Origin of the sequence: Streptomyces sp. JW3 (assembly GCF_052216785.1) — a bacterium.
Taxonomy (GTDB): Bacteria; Actinomycetota; Actinomycetes; order Streptomycetales; family Streptomycetaceae; genus Streptomyces.
Map to the genome: position 1 here is coordinate 1 of NZ_JBQOUX010000098.1, position 18331 is coordinate 18331.

Consider the following 18331-nt stretch of genomic DNA (forward strand, 5'->3'; position numbering starts at 1 on the left):
CGGCGGAAAGATCGTCGCGAGCCGGACAGCGGGCAGCAAGGCGCGTGATCGCTTACACCACTTCGCGGGACGCGACCGGGACATGCCTTGTGGAGGGTGGATGTCTGACATCTGGCCGCGGAAGCCGCGGGACTGGCAGTCGAAGGCATTCGGCGAGTACGTGGCCCGTCTGCGTCAGGACTATCTCGCCGCCGTGTGCCCGGGAGCCGGCAAGACCGTCTTGGCTCTCGCGGTTGCGAAGTACCTCCTGCAGCAGGGCAAGGCCAAAAAAGTCGTCGTCGTCTCTCCGACGGAAGCGCTGACCCGTCAGTGGTGCGACAAAGCGGCCGAGTTCGGTATCTCCCTGGACCCCGACACCAACCTGAGGTCCCCCTTCCAGCACCCGCGCCAGTTCGTCGGTGTATCAGTGACCTACCAGGCGGTGGCTGCCTCGGGAGCCGCCCAAGGGCTGTGCAACGCCCTGAACATCCACAGCACTTTCGTCATCCTGGACGAGGTCCACCACACCGGAGAGCGCAAGGCCTGGGGCGACGCGGTACTGAAGGCGTTCGAACTCGCGCGCCACCGGTTGCTGCTCTCAGGCACCCCGAAACGCTCCGACACCGCCAAGATCGCCTTCGCCACGTACGCCACGGGCCCGGACGGGAAGGAGCGCATCCACCGTGACTTCACCTACGGCACCGGTCGCGGCGTGCGCGACTTCGTCATCCGCCGCACCGACTGCCGCTTCTATGACGCCGAAGTCAAAGAAGTGCCCTTTGGCGAAGAAGTAGCCGTCAGCCGCAACCTGTCCGAAGCGCTCAGACGCGACGACGTCTCCGACATGCTGCGCGCCGTGATGGCCCCCGACAGCGGATGGCTCTATGAGCTGATGAAATCGGTGCACAAGGAACTGTCGGCGATCCGCCGGACCGTGCGCGACGCCGGCTGCCTCATCCTCGCCGACGACCAGGACAAGGCCAAGGCCTACGCCGACGTCATCAAGCGGGCCACCGGCTGCGACGCGACCGTGGTCATCAGCGAGGACGGGGAGGCCAAGGACAAACTTGAAGCCTTCTCGGCAACCCGCGACCCGTACATCATCGCTGTCCGCATGGTGTCCGAGGGCGTGGACATTCCCCGGCTGCGCGTGCTCGTCTACCTGACCCGCACCAAGACGGAACTCTTCTTTGCTCAAGCCACCGCCCGCGTCGTGCGCATCTCCGATCCACGCGACACCGACCCTGCCGTCATCTTCATGCCGTCCCTGCCGGTGCTGCGGGAACTCGCCCAGGGCATCGAAGACGACGTGGTCCATGAGATCGAGGAACTGGAACAGGAGCAAAGCCCCCAAGACGCCTCTGTGCCCAGCCCTCCGCCCCCGGCGGAACCCGCTGTCACCAACAGCACCTACCCCTCCCAACTGCCCGACGGCGGGGATCTGCTGGACTTCAGCAGCATCGCGGTCGGCCCCGGAGGCCAGATGTCGCTGCTGCCCTCCGCCGTCTCCGTCGACAACGTCGCCCTGCAGCAGACACTGCTGGGCGCCAACGCGCACGAGCCCTACCTGCACTACCAGGCCCAGGACGTCATCGACCGTTACGGCTATCCCCAGACGGTCATCGGCATGCTCCGTCAGATGATCCAGGACGGGCTGATCCGCGAACCGGGCAACCCACAGCAGGAACCAGAGCCGCCGGACGACACACCACCCGCAATCGAGGCGGACTACCGGATCCGTGCCCACCGCCGCAAAGAACTGGAGACACTCGCACGCCGCATCGCCCGCCAGTTCTTCAACGACGACTTCACGGGCGTCCGAAATCAGATCAACCGTGAAACCGGCGCCTACGCCCAGTACGGAAGCACCGAACAGCTCAAAGCAGGAATCGACTACGCCAAGGAATGGCTGCGCCGTCTCGCGGCAGGTGCACCGTGAACTCCTCCCGCCCCGACACCGCCCGTCAGCTCCGTGCACATGCTGTCCTGATCAACCTGCTCAGCACAGGCCTCGACAACGGCGCCAACGGCCTGTCCAGCGTTCCCGGCCTGCTCAGACAGGTCCTTGAGCAAGGATCCTGGCGGCACTTCATCACCATGCGGGACGAAGAGATCCACCACGACGACTTCCTCGCGTTCATCACCACCCCACCGCTCAAAGGACTCGGCGCCACCGAAGACCTTGTCCGCCGCATGGTCGGCGACGACATCGACCTGCTCAACCTCATCGACCAGCACCTGGCTCGCCCTCCCGGCCGCCCTGTCCTCCTGCACCAGGACGGCGAAACCGAGGAAACCGTGTCTAATAGACACAGTTTCCGTCCTGCGGGCACCACCCGCGCCGCAGGCCTGCGGAAACTGCGCAAACATGCACCCCACCTGTTGCCCCAGGTCACCTCCGGAGACCTCAGCGTCAACAAGGCCCTCATCGAGGCCGGGCTGAGAGAACGAACCGTGTCCGTTCCGGTCTCCCAGCCGGAAAAGGCCGCAGACGTTTTGAGACGGCACTTCGCCCCGGAACAGCTGGCAGCACTGGCGGCACTGCTTACCCCTGCACAGCCCAACGAGCAGCAGGACCAATCCTGACGTTCGCCACCGCTGCCTCTTTGATCGCCCCGTCCTGCTGAGGAGGCAGCGTGTGGCGTGACGGTGCTCAGACGGCTAATGCCGCAGTGCGCTGAAGCACCCCGGTATCGGCGGAGGTGGACTGACCTGGGTCTGATGGAGTCGGGTCGGCTGAATTTGACCATCCAGCAGTCTTTGGAGGCTGCGATGTTCCGCAGCTATCCGCCCGAATCCCGCCGCAAGACTCTCGATCTCGTCACATCCGGAAGGAAGATCTCCGAGGCTCGTCCAGCACGTCAGCATCGGCGACCAGACGATCCGTGTCTAGCTCTGCCGGCACTTCATCGATACCGGGTGAGGTGACGTCCCCCTAACCTCGCCGTTTCGGTTGGGTACGGCGGCTGGTTGGGCGAAAATGCGAAAGTGCCTTCCTGACCTGGGACGATGAACCTTGCTGAGGGGTTCTGTCGGTCCAGGCGGAGGGCACTTTCTACGTGCAGGCTATCGGGTTGCGTCCCAGGGTCCACGTCAGCGCCGATGGTTCGGGGGTGGTCGGGCATGCCGGGGCACGGCTGCTGGCCGATCTCGCTGACGCCACCGGGCTGACCACCGCCTACTCCGCCGCGCTCAGGCCGCTTCGGCCGCGCGGGACGGGCCATGATCCGGGACGGATCGCCACCGACCTGGCGGTGATGCTCGCCGACGGCGGCGAGACCATCGCGGACCTGGCGGTACTGCGCGACCAGGGCGAGGTGTTCGGCCCTGTCGCCTCGACACTGACGGCCTGGCGGCTGCTTGCCGACACCGACGACAGGACTCTGACCGCTCTGCGCTCGGCCCGCGCCCAGGCCCGGGAGGTGGCCTGGCTGCAGGCCGCTGAGCAGGGCGAGGACATACCCGCAGCCCGGGCCGGCGGACGTGCACTGCCCGGACTGGTCCTGGACCTCGACGCCACACTGGTCACCTGCCACTCCGAGAAGGAGCAGGCCGCGCCCACCTACAAGGGCGGCTTCGGCTTCCACCCGTTGTTGTGTTTCCTGGCGAACACCGGCGAGGCGGTATCGGGGCGGCTGCGGCCCGGCAATGCCGGAGCCAACACGGCCGCCGATCACATCACGGTGCTCGACCAGGCGCTCGCGCAGATCCCCGACGCTCAGCGGCACGGCACCGACATCCTCGTCCGCGCCGACAGTGCCGGAACCGCGAAAGCCTTCCTCACTCATGTCCGCGACCTGCGCAAACGAGGAATCCGTACCTTCTTCTCCGTCGGATACGCCATGACCGGCCCGGTCCGCCGAGCTGTCCGGACCATGCCCGACCGCCTCTAGCATCCCGCCCTGGACCAGGACGGGACGCTGCGTGACGGTGCCGAAATCGCGGAGCTGACCAGCATGGTCGAGCTGTCCGGCTACCCGACCGGCACTCGCATCATCGTGTGCCGCGAGCGGCCGCACCCCGGAGCCCAGCTCTCACTGTTCTACCAGGACGAGGGCCTGCGGCGCCAGGTGTTCCTCACCGACACGCCATATTCCGGGGGCGGATCCGCCCAGTTCCTGGAGGTCCGTCACCGCGGGCATGCCACCGTCGAGGACCACATCCGGTGCGGCAAGACCACCGGCTTCGGCCGCTTCCCCTCCCGCGACTTCGACATCAACGCCGTCTGGCTCGAACTTAGCCTCGCGGCGATCGATCTGCTGGCCTGGACACGCGTCCTGCTCCTGGACGGGGAGCTGGCCGCTGCCGAGCCGAAGAAGCTCCGCTACCGGCTGCTGCACGTCGCGGCCCGCCTCACCCGCGGCGGCCGACGCCTGCGCTTGCGGATATCGGCGACCTGGCCCTGGAGGAACGAACTGGCCACGGCCTTCCATCGCCTCGCCGCACTGCCCCGTCCCGCCGGCTGACCAGCCGGCCCCTGGACGCCCACGACCGAAAGGACCCCGGAGAACCCGGCCACCGCGCCGGGCCTCCGCCATGTCCGGACACCGAAAACGCGCCAGCCACCCGACACATCACCCCAACCGAAACGGCGAGGCTAATGCGGTTCGAAGCCGTCCGCGTGATGGCCCGTGAACCTGCTGGTGCAGCTGGCCTGCCGGGTGCGGGTACTGCGCGTGACGGGATCGTCCGCAGTCGACCCGCCTGATCGAGGACCCCTGGCCCATGAGGACACCGCAGGTATCCGCACCGCTTCCCGCGGTGCGTACCACTCCCGCTGGGTGCACGTCGAGTTTCGTCCGGACCCGAGCGTCCACGCCAGCCACGGCACCGTAGGGCTGCTGATGCGACGCGTCGGCCTGCCCGGCTGCCGTCGCCGCGCCGAGCATGTGACCCCATCCGTCACCGACCCGGAAGAGCAAGCTGCGCCCCGCCAAGGGACACGGACCCGTTGCGTCTGCCAGGGGCTGTCAGTTGGCGGGCATTCCGGAGGGATGACAACGGCGAGCCTTGCGGCCAGACCCGCACGGGCAGGGCGCGTTCTTGGAGACACTACGGCCGGGGCCTTCCGGCGGGCGCGGCGCCGGGCGGCGAACCATGCTCTCTCCGCGGGTACGCCAGCGCTGCAGCGGCACGGGAAAGCTGCCGGCGCGCTCAAGCACCCAGGGACCGATGACACCGTAGGCCTCGTCCCGTGAGCCTGCGGAGAACTGACGGATCTCCTGTTCGGAGCCCTTCAGCAGCAGCCCGGCGACAGCGGGATACTGCTTGCCCTCAAAAGCGCCCAGGCCCTGCAGTCTGAAGACGTCCTTGGCGAAGGCAGCGCCCGCGGCCAGCGCCGCGCCGGTGACCACGTCCCCCTCGTCTTCGTCGTCAAGCCGGTTGAACAGCCGCACGAGCACGCCTTCCGCATCACTGACGGGCAGATCCTTCTCGTACACCAGGACATCGGCGAACCGTTCCCGGATCTCGTCAGGCGTGCGGTAGGAGAACTCGTCCGCTGGGCCGCGGTGTTCGAAGTGCAGGGTGTAGGTACCGGGCTGCAGCCCCGACTCGTTGGCGGTCACCGCGCTCGTGGACTCGAATCCCACGAACCGCACCACGGGGTGTCGCACCGTTCCCTTGCGGGGCTCGTCCCCCAGGCGCGAGTGCGGGGAGAACAGATACGGGCACACCTGCGCCGCATACAGCGCACATACCTCGTGGACCGGAGCCTCACCGCTGATGACGCCGTTTGGCAACGGCCCCTCCTGGAGCACCGTCTGCCAGCGCAGTTCGTCGGCGAAGGGCAGACCGCACACGGCACACCAGTCGAATGCTGCCAGCGCCAGCTTCCGCCGTTCGTTGATGGAACCGAAATCCACCGTCTGCGTACTGCGCTCGACCGTCGCGATCACCGGATAGCCGCGGCTGTCGACCGCGAGATGCTTCATCCTGCGGGGCAAAGCGATCGTGCCCTGCGGTGTATGCCTCAAATCCAACCCCCTGCAACCGGCCCGATTCACGATCGGCCCCTATGAACAGGAGATCATCATGCAACGGTGCTCCGGGAAACGTCACACGAAAGCAGGACGTTGTCGGCGTACCACAACACAACAGTTATCTCTGGTCTGCCGTTTCGGGCTGCCCCGCTGCCTGGCGTGCGTCGATAGGGGGAGTCAACACGGCGCAAATGCTGGTGATTGACGTGCCGTCATCACCGTGCAGACGCCCCGGCCTTGCGAGTACAGGCGGCGTCTGCCCTCGAAATGAGTGCTGTTCCCGGCGCGCGGTGTCGTGTGAATGCTCGATGATCACGCGAAGTAGCGAGACTACGGTCACTTCCACTGCTTGTCGTCTCAGCGCTCGTTGACCGGTCGCCACAGACATTCGCCGGAACTGGTCAGCGATGTCAGACACGAAGGGGGGCAGACATGGGACGGACACAGAAGAAGAAGCCGCGCCGTAGACCGCATCGCCTGCACTTGAGCCGACATACAGCCACAGCCGTAGCCATGGCTGCGGGCCAGGTCGCCTGGACGCTGCTGGAGCAGGCGTGCGGCTGGGTGGTCGACTGGGCGCGTTCGCGAGGCACCGCCCATCCCTTGGCTTTCCGCACCTGGTACGTCAGTCGGCTCAGCACGACGTGTCCCTGGCGCACCAGCCCCGGGGAAGGCGCCGACGGCGGTGATCTGACCGGGAGGCTGACGATACGTCCGAGCCTGACGCTTGCTGCACGCCCGCAAGGCCACAGGGGACCGCCCGGCGCCCGGCGCCGAACTCGCTAACCGCCTCGCAGCCCTCCTGAATAAGGCACAGCAGGGGAACACCGTGCTGCTCGACGACGCGTCGGCGGGATTCCGCAGCTGGCTGATCGCCAAGACCCCCGCCCCGGTGCGGGCATGGCTCGAACACGAACTGACCGACATCATCCTCAACCAGGGCCGCTCCGGCCTGACTCGGGAACTGCTCAAACGCCTCCCCGAAGGGCTGCCCGCCCTGTAGGCCGGCGCCAGCCGGACAGCGCGGCCTGCACAGTGTGTTCCTTTCCGCTGCCCACGGCGGGTTGCTCTGCGCGTGCGGACACGACTGGTCGTGCCACCCCGGAAAGGTCGCGGACGGCGAGCTGTGCTCGCACTGCGCCTGCCCGCCCATGCAGCATCTCTGATCCCTCCCGCCCCCACACCGCAACGGAGCCACACCATGAACAGCAGTACACCAGCCCGACCGCTTGCATCACCGCCCGACGACCCCGTCCCCGCTCCCTTCTCGGCCTGGGACCTCATCGAAGAGTCCTCCCGCACTCCGGCGCATCACAGCGGCGGATTTGTGGTCTATCACTCGGCCATCCTTGGAACTGAGGTGGCCCGCGCCAGCGTTCTGGCCCTCATCAACCTTCTGGCAGATGGTTGACTGGAGGCCGAGAAGCGCAGCCTCTCCGTCGAGGCCGTCGGCCCGGACGGCGTCGTCGTTAGCGACGCCCGGCGGCGCTTCCATCTCCCAGAGGGGCCATGGGGCGACGCTCACCGGCTCTGTGACCAGCCACGGTGCTCTGAAAGGCCCACCCGCTACCGGACCTTGTGCGATGCGCACACAATTGCGGGCGGCGCCGAGACCGTCCGCGCGCAGACCAGCCTGTTCGCCGAGTGCCACCGCCAGGAGCGGGACTGGATGCATCATGTCGAAGGCGACCTCATGACAAATCTCATGCAGGCCGCAGTCGCGGTCGGCCTGCCCGCAGTCGCGCACGCCCAGTACTTCGCCGAGCAGCTCCACCTCGCCGACCCCGACGATGTCGACGACTGGTACTACGAAGAGAAAACGCCAGAGATCAACGCTGACCGGGAACGTCTCCAGCGCGCCGTGGCCCCCAGGCCTCGCACGCAGCCGATCGGTGCGCTACGCGGCGTTCCACGGCGGATCGGCCCTCTCGATCCGCTGCAATTGCCCGGAAACCCGGGTGATTTGAAGCTGGAGTTCTCCTGCGAGCCGGAACGCCTGTCGCCTTGGTGGGTACGTGAGGACGCCCAGTGGTGGAGCGTGAGCGTGCACCACCGGCCGGCGGATGACGACCTGGACCCCGCGCTGGGGCAGATCGGCCGGCTGGCGCTGGCACGACTGGACTGGGGGCAAGAGGACTCCATCCTGGGGAGCGTGCACGGCGAGCAGTACCATCTCGGCCGCCTGGCCGCAGACGTCTTCGCTGCTTGGGAGAACCCGGACAGCGAGATGCGTCAACTCGGCCTGCAGGGACACGGTGATCTGCTGGTTCTCCTCCACGTCCAACTGGACAAGGCATGGAGGGGATTCGGGCTCGGCGCGTACCTGGCCGCCCAGGCAGTGGAGTTCCTCGGTACGGGGTGCCGCCTTGCCGCCGCGGATATCGACACCGAGGACTCAGTGTGGGGCCGCCTGGTGCAGGCTGCAGGATTCCACCTGCTCGACCGCGGCCCGGCCGTCCGTAAGTGTGTGGCCCCGACCAACGACGTGCATCGCCGCCAACTGGCCCTGCAACTCGCCCAAGTGTCCCAGCTTGCCCACCCGCAGCGCGCTGCCTCGGCAGAAAATCCCTTCTGAGCAGGGCAATTGCCTCAAGCGAGGGGGAGCGGCGGGGAGCCCACCTGGGCGGGGCAGTGCGTACCTCCTGCCCCGCCCAGGGCCCTCCGCCGCGCCGGGCGATGCGTCAGGGCGAGGGCATGGACGGCGCCCACGCCGCCCCCGGCTTGGGAGCGATGCTTACCCGTCCCCACTGGTGGGGATCCAGCGGGGCCAGGTCGGACGCCGCCGCCGGGCGGTCGCCGAAGGTGACCGTGTAGTGCTCGGTCAGCAACTGCAGCAGTGCTTTGGCGTCACGCACGCCCTCCTTGTATCCCCAGAAGTCGCCGTCCTCGCAGTCTTCGTACCCTTCCGGGCCGTCGCTGCGGCACATCTCTTCGTAGTTGATCTCCTGCCGGAACGAGGTCCGCAGCAGGACAACGACTGAGTTGTCCCTCTCGACGCTCACGGCTGCCCGTCCCTCCGGGTCCTGCCAGCCGGCGACGACGGCGCGGGCGGCCTCGGCCAGCCGGCCAGCCTCGAACAGGCCGCGGATCTCGGCTGTTGTGATCCGTTCAGCGGCCTTGCGGATGAGTTCGTCCCCATCGACACCCGCCCGGTGTGCCTGCAGCAGCCTCCAGCGCAGGTCGTCCCGTACGTCGTCGTAGCCGCGCAGGGCTGACGTCAGATACGCCCGGGCTTCCCCCTCGGGGGACGGCGTGCACACGGCAACGACCTTGTCAGCGGTGGCACGAGAGTCTCCTTCCACAAGCCGGACACGCACATCCATCGGACCATCGCGCACCACGCGCGCGAGGTACTGCTCGTCGATGACGATGCCGAGAGCGTCGTCGAGATCGTCCTGGGCGCGTTCTTGGGGAGTGCCCGGAAGCCAGTTGCTGTCGTCCTCGTACACCTGCTCGCTGCGGGGGGCGTACGAGTAGAAGGGATCCAGCACCTCGTCGTAGCGCTGCCAGGGGGCGTCTTGGCTGTCGTGATCGCGGAAACGCACTTCCAACCACGTGCGGTACTGCTCCATCAGGCATTCCCTGTTCTGGGGTGGGGAGGCGGGGCGCGCCGCCGGTGCGGCGTGCCGCACCGGCGGGCAAAGAAGAACGAGAGATGAGAGGGACGGGTCCGCTGTCCGGCCCGGGGCGCTGGAGGGCCGCAGCCCCTCGACGGATCGACGCCGATGGGGGCATGAGCCGTTCGTCTGCGTGTTGCCGCAACGCGCGGGCGCAGAGCGGGCGGCTGTCCGGGAGCGCTCAGTACTCCTTCAGGAGCGGGGCCCGGCGTAGGAATTCGGTGCGTAGCCCCGTGATGACCTTGTCCGCCTGCTGCTGGGTGGGCAGGGTGACCGGGGTGCGCGGCCAGGGAACCGAAGCCCACTCGTGCTGCGCCGCTGTAAGCCGCTGGGTCGGGTCGGCCACGGCGGCCGGCAGGCTGTGCCATGCCTGGGCGGCGGCTCGCCGGACCGCGGGAGCCAGCCGGTGAAGTTGCAACGGATCGAAGATCAGCAGATGAGGAGCGGCTACGTAGGGTGCAGCTGCGACAACGCCGACGTGTCCCGCGTAGTCCATGAAGAACAGGCGGCTGTGGTGGTTGCCCAGTGCCTGCTGCATTTCCTGCCGCCAGGGCTGGGAAAGGATCCACTTGTCCTTGGCTCGCGTCAGTTCGGCGGTGTCGTCAGTGGCGGCCCCGACACGGAAGGAGGGCAGAAGGCCCCAGTAGTCCTCTTCCGCCGCGCGGGCAGCCTCCTGCATTTTCGCGACGAACGTATCGATCATCTCGGCGGGCACGGTGATGACCTTGGGCGTCTTGGTGAGGGGACCGGTCCTGATTACGAGGACGCCGGGCGAGGTGCCGATCTCGGTCACGTCCGCTACCACGATGGCGGGTACCAGGCGGGGGCGGGCGGCTTTGGCTTTGCGTTTGGCCACGGGGAAGAAGCTCTTTCAGGGGGTGGTGGCAGGAGGGCTCTCGGCGGAGCAGGCGCTTGGCGGCGCGTGTCTGGCGGCGCATGTCGCGATGTCGGCAGCGGCCCGTCGGTGACATGGGGTGCAACGAGCGGATGATCTGAGGAGTTGCGTGTCAGATCTGCAGAATCGGATCGTCTGCGAAGCGTCCGATCAGCTGGTTGTCGAGGAGTTCCTTGGTGATGGCTTCGGTGCCGGTCTCGATGGCTTCCTGGGCTGCCTGGCAGATCAGGTAGGACAGCGGCTTCATGTAGCCGCCGGTGCGTTCGTGCAGATGCGCGGCGAGGGCGAGGAGGTCGCCGGGGCTGTGCCGGTGCAGTCGCAGGTCCTGGTCGAAGAACTTGATGACCTCGTGCCAGATGTCGTAGGCGTCGGGGCTGTAGGGGATCGGGTTGACCGCGAGGGCGGGGATGCCGCCTGCTCCGCCGGCTGGTGCCTCGGCCCGTTTGCCGCGGCGGGCGGTGTTGGCGATGTCCCGGGCGCCGGGACCGCAGTAGACGAAGGAGACGCCGAACTCGCTGGAAAGGTAGCTGAAGTAGTCGAAGGCCGTCTTCAGCTCGGAGTTCTCCAGCCGGTCGATGCCGTCGACGAGGACCAGGCGGGTGCCGCGGGTCTTCATGACATGGCAGACGGGACCGGTCATGTCGGTGCTGCGCTGGCCGCTTTCGGGATCTTTGGTGTGCTGGTGGCCGACGAAGTCGGCGAAGGGGATGGACCAGTCCAGCTTGCTGGCCGGGGACAGGGGTACGTTGATGTGGATGACCGGGATCCGGGTGCGGTCGGCGGGCAGCTGGTCGCTGACGATGCCTTCGAAGGCGCGGCCGACCTGCCGCAGCACGGTCGTCATCCCGGTCTCGCCGGGGCCGTCGACAGCCAGATGCAGGGGGCCTTCGCTGCGTGAGCCGCTGGCCAGCCACAGCCGCCTGGCAAGGACGACGGCCTTCTTCAACGCGGGTGTTTGCACCGTGCGCATTGTGGCGTGATAGCGCAGCCGCGCATCACCGGCGTCGACGGGAGTGCCCGCAGGCAGGAGGTCGCCCAGCTCGGGCGGTACGACGATGCGGTGGACGTAGGACTGCCAGCCGGCGCGGACGGTGGGCCGCTCAGGCCGCTCGCCGTAGCCGGCAGCAGGGGGAGAAAGGGGCACCTCGAAGCCTTCTTCGATCGTCAGAGAAGCTGCCGGGGCGGGCGGGTTCGCACCGGCCCCGGAGGGGAAGGGGTGAACGGGTTCTAAGCGCTCTCGCCGTACAGGCTGCTGCCGGCCACGTCCTGGCCGGCCACGTCCTGGCCGGCCGGGTCGTGGGCGGCGGGCAGGGACAGACGCCTCGGGTCGACGTCCATGCTGGGCAGGGCCGGAATACCCCCGAAGACGGGGGCGGGGATGCCCGCGTAGGGGTTGGGGCGCGGCGCGGGACCCACCTGCGGTCCGCGCTCCAGGGGCACTGGCGAGGGCCCGGTGGCGCGGCCGGGGCCGCGGCCGGCGCGTTCCAGCAGGGAGCGAACGACGCGGGCGATGGCACGCTCGTCCTTGGCGCTGCCGCCCTCGGCGAGGTGGACGGCGGTGGCCTGGTCCCAGACGTGCTCGCTCCACTCGTCGCCGATCACCCGCTGGTGGATGAAGTCGGCCTCCGCCCAGGTGCCGGTGCGGTGGTCCTGCAGCCATACCTTTTCGGGCTGGTGCGGGTGGTAGCGCACCGGCCAGCGCTCTTTCTTGCCCGGCCAGCCGGAGGCGGCGCCCCGGTAGCCGTTCAGCGCCCGGCTGTCGTAGGTGCGCTGGTGCAGCCGGATGCCCGCGTCGGTGACGCGCACCCATGCGGTCGGCAGCAGCCGCAGCCGGTCCTCTGCGGTCAGCCGCAGGGGTGCGTAGCCACTACTGGCCACGTGCGCGGCGAACATCTGGTTGGGCGTGCGCGGCGCCATGGACGGCAGGAACGGGTTGCGCAGTTCCTGGTGCGGGCGCTGCTGCCAGCCGGTGGCGATCCACTCCTGCAGCAGGTCGTTGAGCTGGTCCAGGCGCCACAGCCGTTCGGATGCGACCTTCTTGCCGCGGTGGGTGAAGTCCCGGCCGGTGTAGCCGGTGAGGAACTGGCTGAAGAGGCTTTTCACCGATCCGAAGGTCCGCTCGATGATCGCCTTGTGGGTGGGGGAGTGGTAGCAGGCCGGACGTACCGAGATCCCGAGATAGGCGCATGCGTCCATGAAGGCCCGCCCGGCGAACACCTTCCCGTTGTCCATGACGATCATGTCCGGCACGATCACCGGCCGGGCGGCCGCGTCCCGCATGCGCTCATCGGCCTGAACCAGCTGCGCATACGGCAGCCCCGAGCCCTCGGCGCGGGCCCTGCGCGACCAGCCCGGCCGCACCGGCTGCGGCGTGCACATCTGGGCCAGCAGCAGCAGCGCGTCGACGGCCTTGGTCGCGCGGCCGCCGTGCCGGCGGCTGTCGGGACCGGTCTTGGTGCCGCTGGACTTGGGCCGGATGACCGCCGCCAGGATCGACCGGGTGGCGACGTCGATGGCTGCGGTCAGCTCGACGGAGACGGCCCGGCCCGTTTCGTCGAGGGCCAGCACATCGAGCTGGGTGGTGTCGATCTGCACCTGCTCACCCGGCGCGATCGCCATGGCCCGCGTGAACGGCGGCTGCGGGCGGCTGGCGTCGCTTTCCCGCTGCCGGACGGTGTCCTTGCCGCTGCCGCACGCGATCCCCAGACGCTTCAGCAGCCGGTAGAACGTGGCCCGTGACGGCAGCAGCCGCCCGGCCTCCCTCTTCTTGAACTTCTTCACGCAGGCCCTCCTGAGCAGCTCGAACAGCCGTGACTTGGTTCCGGTGGACTTCTTCTTCAGCCGGCCGTACACCTGCCGCAGCAGCCGCACGACCCGCTCGTCGACGCGGCCGCGGCTGCCGGGCGCCCGCAGTCTGCGTTTGTCGACCAGCCCCCACACCCCCTCGGCCAGCCAGGCCAGCCGCTTGCGCTCCACCGTCGCCGCCGACACCTGGTGGTGCGCGGCCTGCAGTTCGGCAGCCTTGAGCGCGTACCGTTCACGCAGCGTCGTACGCGCCGGGTCGTACCCGGGACGGGGCTCGCAGCCGGGCGCAGCGAAACCGGGCAGACCGGTGTGCACCTCCAGTACGTGGTCCAGCCAGAACTCGGCCTCCTCCCGCGCCTTCGGCGACAGTCCCTCCAGCAGGGCCACACTCGCCAGGCCCTCCCGTGCCGGCACGGCCCGGCCGTCCGTGCTGTCGTCGGGGGAGGCGAGCCGGGCGAAGTCCGGCGCGCCGAGCAGCGCATCGAGCAGGACGACGGCGTCCTCGCCGTCGGCGCCATGGCTGAGCAGATGCACGCTGCTGCCCTGCAGGGCCGTGACCAGGTAGCTGCAGCCGCGCCAGCGCACCGCGTCCCCCACCGCCACAGCACCCTGCCGTGCAACCGGCACACACGGCGCGGCCATCACGCCACCGCCCGGGGTGCCGCAGGCGACCACACCAGCGACCGGGCCGGCACGAACGGCAGGCTCCAGTCGATGCGCAGATCCTGCTTCCAGATCAAGTGATGAGCCTGCGCCAGGGCGGAAAGTTCCGGCAGGCCGGTGGCCGCCACCCCCTCGGTGAGGGGTCTCGGTGTGGCGAACGCGGCGTGCAGCAGCCGGGCCGCCTCGGCATCCGCCAGACGCGCATGCCGGTAGCGGGACAGACGCCGCCGGTTCTCCGCCTCCGCCACCGACGTGTCCGCCGGCGTGTGCACCCGTACCTGCCAGCCGGCCTGGTGCCCGGCGGCATCCAGCAGCCGGCGCACCTCTGGCCAGTCGCCGCTCGCCGTGCCGCCCGGAGCGTGCACCACGAGGCGGGCACGCCCGTCGGCCAGCCGCGCGAAGAAGTCCGGCACATGGGCGCCGCCGCCGTCCGCCCAGCTCAACCGCACCGGCCACGCGGTGAAGGCGGCCACCTCGGGATCGAACTCCAGTGCGTGGGCCGCAGCCAGCGCCTCCAACGTCGCGCAGCCGGCATGTCGGGCAGCCCCGGCCGGCCGCCACCAGGTCGCGATCGCCTGCTTGCCCCGGTACTGCACCGGCTTCCACACCGGCTCCCGCTCCTCCAGCGCCTCCCGCAGCAGCTGGCTCACCGGCCGCCGCACCAGCCGCCCGGCCGGGGAATGGAACTCGGCCCACACCACATCCCGCACAGCACACCCCTTTTCACGGATCGCGAAAACATGGACGTCGCCCGTGTGATCGATCCGGGCGGTGTCGAACACGGTGACGGCCCGAGTCTCCGTCAGGGAAGCGAACCGGCTCGAACACGCTCGAACGAGCGAGGCGCGGGAATCCGGCGCGCGCCTCGCTCGATCGTGTGAACGAACCACCTGCCGTGCCGGCCGGGCCGGTGCGCGGCACGGCGTCGGCCGCGTGGGGCGGGACCGGCAGGGGGCGTGAGGCGACCGCCGGCGCGCGCCTCACCCGAATGGGTTCGAATCACGGCACATCGGCGCAGGTCAGATCGTCACACTCGGCGGCAGAACGTTCATGCGGGCCCACGCGCCGTGTTCGGGCCCTGGCATGCTCCGCTGCCAAGCGCTCCCGCCGGCAACAGTCCCCGCGCCGCCATCTGCCCCCACCATCCGAGGAGTTGGGACAAGCCGTGTACGAACTCTTTCCCACGGACGCGCTGTTGCCCGCCGCCGCACCGCGCGACCTGCCCGCCCCCGACGAACGGCGCAGGCTGCGGCGGCAATCCGACCTGTCCCTGCACCAGGTGGCGGACGCCTGCTCGGTCACCGAGACCACCGTCCGGGACTGGGAGAACGGCACCACCACCCCGCGCGGCCACAACGCCGACGTCTACCGAAACCTGCTGGCGGGGCTGCACGCACGGCTCACGCAGACTCCCGCGCCCACGTATCCGGACACCACCGCACCGGACTGGCCCGCCCTGGGAGCCATCCACCGCGAGATCCCGTCCCAGGCCGGCACCGACCAGCCGTGCCGGCGCTGCCGACAGCCCACCGGCCAGCGCGTCGGCGGCAAACCCCAGCATCTGGGCACCCGGTGCCCCGCCCCCGCCCCACACCCCGCCTCACCGCCGACGGCCTCCGTACCAGCCCAGCCGGCTCCCACGCAGCCCGCAGTGGTCTTCCCGCCAGCTATTCCTGCCGCGCGCCTGGACTATCCCACCGCCGGGCGCCGCACCAGCGCGGGCCCCCTCGCCGTGATCGACACCGACGGCGGGCAGGGACTCGCCGCCCATTATCCCGACGGCCACCGCCGCCCTCTCGCCGCCGACAACTGCACCGAGCTGCTGTCCTGGGCCGTCACCGCAGGCCTGGGCGCGCCCGCCGTCAAACCCGGGGCCGGGCTGGACGCCGGCCCGCTGCTCGTCCTGACCGAGGCGGCCACCGCCCGTCTGGCCCTGCCGCTCGCCCCGCCCGCCTGGGCACAGCGGCATCCGCGCAGCGACCACCTCCTGCTGCGGCAGCTGCGGGCGATCGGCTGGCAGACCGACACCCACGGACTCGGCCCCTGGTCCACCCTCCACCCCAGCAACCAAGACCCCCACCGCGACGGCATCCACCTGGCCGTCACCGCCTGGGGCGCCCTGTACCGCGACGCGTGGAAGTTGCCCGAGACCCTCGACGCGGCCCAACTGGCCTGCCTGCTGGGCCAGTACACGAGCCTGCTGCGCACCCCGCTGGGCACGCCCGGAGACTGCGGCCACCGGCTGATGAGCGACCTGCGTCCGCCGGCGCGCCGGCACCCCGTCTCCGGGGCCCTGCTGTGCCCAGGCGCACCGGGCGCACTGACCGAGTGCGTCGATCCCGCACCGTGCGAGGCACCGGCCGGCCACCATCTCGCTGAGGGCCGGGCGGCCGCCGACAGCCTCGCCGTCGAAGACCTCAACTGGTGGCGCACCCCCGCCCCTGCCGAAGCCGAGTGCGCATACGTGGTCTGCCTGGCCGTCAACCTGCCCTACGTCGCCGACTGCAACAACATCCGTGTCGCCGACGGCTCGGCCTGCGAGGTCGATGAACCTCCTTTCGACCGCAGAACCCCCGGCAGCTGGCTGGTCGCCCTGCCCCCCGTCCGTCCGCAACACCCCCAGCTGCCATCCCCCTTCCCCACCGAAGGCCTGGCCTGGCACCCCACCCCGGCGGTCGCCTACGCCCTGGAGCGCGGCGTCACCATCCGGCCCGTCAAGGGCTGGCTGCGGCGCACCAGCCCGTCCGGGCCCTACCTCAACCCCTGGTACGACCGCTTCCGCAAAGCCCACCTCACCGCGCTGCAACGACTGGGCATCACCGCCCAGATGACCCCGCAGGCGTTCGAGACCGCCCTGCACGATCTGCCCCACGGTGATCCGGCAGGCGTGGCCCTGCTGCGCGCCGTGCACACCTCCGTCGACGGCGGCCTCGCCCGGCTGGCCGCCCAGCCAGCCGACCCCGACCACCACCCCGCCCTGCCTTGGACGAGCCCGCCCGACCCCAGCTGGCGCCCCGACCTGCTGGCCGCAGTGACCGCCAACACCCGCGCCAACGTGCACCGCAAACTGTGCCAGACCGCCCGCACGGGACACTTCCCGCTGGCCGTCCACGCGGGCCACATCGTCTACGCCACCCGGACCCCCAGCATCCTGGAGATCACCGGCGAGGCCGACTGCGGATTCCGGGTCGGCATCTCGCCCGGCCACGTCCGGCCGGTCGCCGTCCGCACCATGGACTGGTTCCTCGAGCACTGCCGCCAGGACCACAACCCCGCACTGACCGACACCGCCGCCCCATGGTGACGGCTCCCGCGCCCGCCCGGACCGGCCGCCCCGCACCGCCCCAACGGCCGCCGCGCTCCTCACGGCAGACTGGTCACCGGCCCCTCCAACCTCCAGGGCAGGCAAGAGGAGTCCTCCAGCGTCTCGGACAGCGGCCGGTGCGGCTCCAGCGGCTGCATCTGCCCCGAGCGGTAACCCGGCGGCGGAGCCGTCTGCGCGAGGCGGGCCGCCACCGGGGCGGCGACGCGGTGCTGCATCGTCCAGCTCCGCAGCGCCCGGTAGCCGCCGTGCTCCATCTGCTCGGTCATGCCCAGCCGCTCACCGACCCACGTGATCCAGCGCCGCGACACCCAGCCGGGCGCACCGTTGTCGAAGTCCCGGCCCCAGCACCGCTGCCGCTCGTGCACGGCCATCGCCTCCGCCACCGTGACCGCCTCCGGGTAGACCACCAGCGGCAGGGCCTGCGGCCGGCGCACCAGGCCCAGTGCCCGCTCCCGTCGGGCCCACACCGTGTCCGAGCCCATCTGCCGGCACCGCCACCAAAACCCGGCCACCTGCAGGGCGTCGGCCAGCAGGGCCCGCGCGTACGGGCCCACCCGCTGCTCCAGCCGCATCCGGCGCCGATGAGCCTCCACCACCTCCTCCAGCCCCGCAAGACTGATGTGCTGCGCCCGGTCGGCGCCCTGCAGCCACTGCCCGTGGCGCACACACACCTGCCAGGAGGCGCGCACGGCCAGCCACGCCGGCGGCAGTCCATCGCTGCGGCGGGCCGTGCATCCCGAGCACTCCGCCAGCACCGTCCAGCCCGCAGGCCACGGGCCGACGCGCGCCGACCGCGCCCGCGAGGAAACCGGCCCCGCAGCGGCGGTGGGCAGGGTCCGGCGCAGGTGCGCCTCGTCCCGGCCGGCCAGCACCGCCAGCAGCCCGATCCCCTGACTGCTCAGCAGTACCTCGCTCGTGCGCGGATCCAGTGCGTGATGTCCCCGGACCCTCAGATCGTCAAGGACACCGGCCGGCTGGATGCCGTTGGCGGCAGCCAGCCGGACGACGAACGAACTCGCCGCCTCTCCCCGCACCGCCGACAAATCCACCGGTTTCGCCACCAGCA

13 protein-coding genes and 1 pseudogene are annotated in these 18331 nt (G+C 69.8%); 7 read left to right on the forward strand and 7 right to left on the reverse strand.

Annotation, left to right across the window (positions count from 1 at the left end; all coding sequences use genetic code 11):
* Positions 1 to 100: 100 nt before the first annotated feature.
* The 3 genes and pseudogenes from ACTT8P_RS29855 (at position 101) to ACTT8P_RS29865 (ending at position 4445) form a co-directional block, all read left to right on the forward strand.
* Entirely contained in the window at positions 101 to 1918 is a 1818-nt protein-coding gene (locus tag ACTT8P_RS29855; protein ID WP_442834885.1) for a DEAD/DEAH box helicase, read from the forward strand.
* A complete protein-coding gene (locus ACTT8P_RS29860) occupies positions 1915 to 2565 on the forward strand; it encodes a hypothetical protein (protein WP_442834886.1) in 651 nt (216 codons plus the stop codon). Before ACTT8P_RS29855 ends, ACTT8P_RS29860 begins: the two co-directional genes overlap by 4 nt.
* Positions 2566 to 3008: 443 nt before the next feature.
* Positions 3009 to 4445 (forward strand): annotated as a pseudogene (locus tag ACTT8P_RS29865) (IS1380 family transposase).
* 504 nt (positions 4446 to 4949) lie between these two features.
* On the opposite strand, the gene ACTT8P_RS29870 reads toward ACTT8P_RS29865, so the two are convergent.
* Positions 4950 to 5912: a YecA family protein gene (locus tag ACTT8P_RS29870; RefSeq protein WP_442834887.1), complete on the reverse strand. Its 963-nt coding sequence runs from the start codon at positions 5910 to 5912 to the stop codon at positions 4950 to 4952.
* A gap of 877 nt (positions 5913 to 6789) precedes the next feature.
* On the opposite strand from ACTT8P_RS29870, the gene ACTT8P_RS29875 reads away from it, so the two are divergent.
* From ACTT8P_RS29875 to ACTT8P_RS29885, 3 genes are all read left to right on the forward strand, one after another.
* Positions 6790 to 6963, forward strand: a complete 174-nt coding sequence (locus ACTT8P_RS29875; RefSeq protein WP_442834888.1) for a hypothetical protein — start codon at positions 6790 to 6792, stop codon at positions 6961 to 6963.
* 198 nt (positions 6964 to 7161) lie between these two features.
* A complete protein-coding gene (locus tag ACTT8P_RS29880; RefSeq protein WP_442834889.1) occupies positions 7162 to 7371 on the forward strand; it encodes a hypothetical protein in 210 nt (69 codons plus the stop codon).
* 258 nt (positions 7372 to 7629) lie between these two features.
* Positions 7630 to 8535 carry a hypothetical protein gene (locus ACTT8P_RS29885; protein WP_442834890.1) on the forward strand — a complete coding sequence of 302 codons (906 nt, stop codon included), beginning with the start codon at positions 7630 to 7632 and terminating at the stop codon, positions 8533 to 8535.
* A 106-nt stretch (positions 8536 to 8641) separates the two neighbouring features.
* Here ACTT8P_RS29885 and ACTT8P_RS29890 read toward each other — a convergent pair whose 3' ends face one another.
* The 5 genes from ACTT8P_RS29890 to ACTT8P_RS29910 form a co-directional block, all read right to left on the reverse strand.
* Positions 8642 to 9532: a hypothetical protein gene (locus tag ACTT8P_RS29890; RefSeq protein ID WP_442834891.1), complete on the reverse strand. Its 891-nt coding sequence runs from the start codon at positions 9530 to 9532 to the stop codon at positions 8642 to 8644.
* Positions 9533 to 9758: 226 nt separating this feature from the next.
* Positions 9759 to 10433 (reverse strand): hypothetical protein, encoded by a 675-nt coding sequence (locus ACTT8P_RS29895; protein WP_442834892.1) that lies wholly within the window; start codon positions 10431 to 10433, stop codon positions 9759 to 9761.
* A 151-nt stretch (positions 10434 to 10584) separates the two neighbouring features.
* A complete protein-coding gene (locus ACTT8P_RS29900; protein ID WP_442834893.1) occupies positions 10585 to 11616 on the reverse strand; it encodes an ATP/GTP-binding protein in 1032 nt (343 codons plus the stop codon).
* A gap of 83 nt (positions 11617 to 11699) precedes the next feature.
* Positions 11700 to 13874: a Mu transposase C-terminal domain-containing protein gene (locus ACTT8P_RS29905; protein ID WP_442834894.1), complete on the reverse strand. Its 2175-nt coding sequence runs from the start codon at positions 13872 to 13874 to the stop codon at positions 11700 to 11702.
* A gap of 44 nt (positions 13875 to 13918) precedes the next feature.
* Entirely contained in the window at positions 13919 to 14722 is an 804-nt protein-coding gene (locus ACTT8P_RS29910) for a TnsA-like heteromeric transposase endonuclease subunit (RefSeq protein ID WP_442834895.1), read from the reverse strand.
* Positions 14723 to 15105: 383 nt separating this feature from the next.
* Here ACTT8P_RS29910 and ACTT8P_RS29915 point away from each other — a divergent pair, with 383 nt between their 5' ends.
* Positions 15106 to 17244, forward strand: coding sequence for a helix-turn-helix domain-containing protein (locus tag ACTT8P_RS29915; protein WP_442834896.1), 2139 nt, complete (start codon positions 15106 to 15108; stop codon positions 17242 to 17244).
* A gap of 59 nt (positions 17245 to 17303) precedes the next feature.
* On the opposite strand, the gene ACTT8P_RS29920 is transcribed toward ACTT8P_RS29915, so the two are convergent.
* Positions 17304 to 18326, reverse strand: a complete 1023-nt coding sequence (locus ACTT8P_RS29920; protein WP_442834897.1) for a TniQ family protein — start codon at positions 18324 to 18326, stop codon at positions 17304 to 17306.
* Between the last annotated feature and the right edge of the window lie 5 nt (positions 18327 to 18331).

Excerpts from the sequence above, each read along its gene's own strand:
- ACTT8P_RS29855 (WP_442834885.1), top strand. The coding sequence starts at position 101 with ATGTCTGACATCTGGCCGCGGAAGCCGCGGGACTGGCAGTCGAAGGCA.
- ACTT8P_RS29870 (WP_442834887.1), bottom strand. The coding sequence starts at position 5,912 with ATGAAGCATCTCGCGGTCGACAGCCGCGGCTATCCGGTGATCGCGACG.
- ACTT8P_RS29880 (WP_442834889.1), top strand. The coding sequence starts at position 7,162 with ATGAACAGCAGTACACCAGCCCGACCGCTTGCATCACCGCCCGACGAC.
- ACTT8P_RS29885 (WP_442834890.1), top strand. The coding sequence starts at position 7,630 with ATGCATCATGTCGAAGGCGACCTCATGACAAATCTCATGCAGGCCGCA.
- ACTT8P_RS29890 (WP_442834891.1), bottom strand. The coding sequence starts at position 9,532 with ATGGAGCAGTACCGCACGTGGTTGGAAGTGCGTTTCCGCGATCACGAC.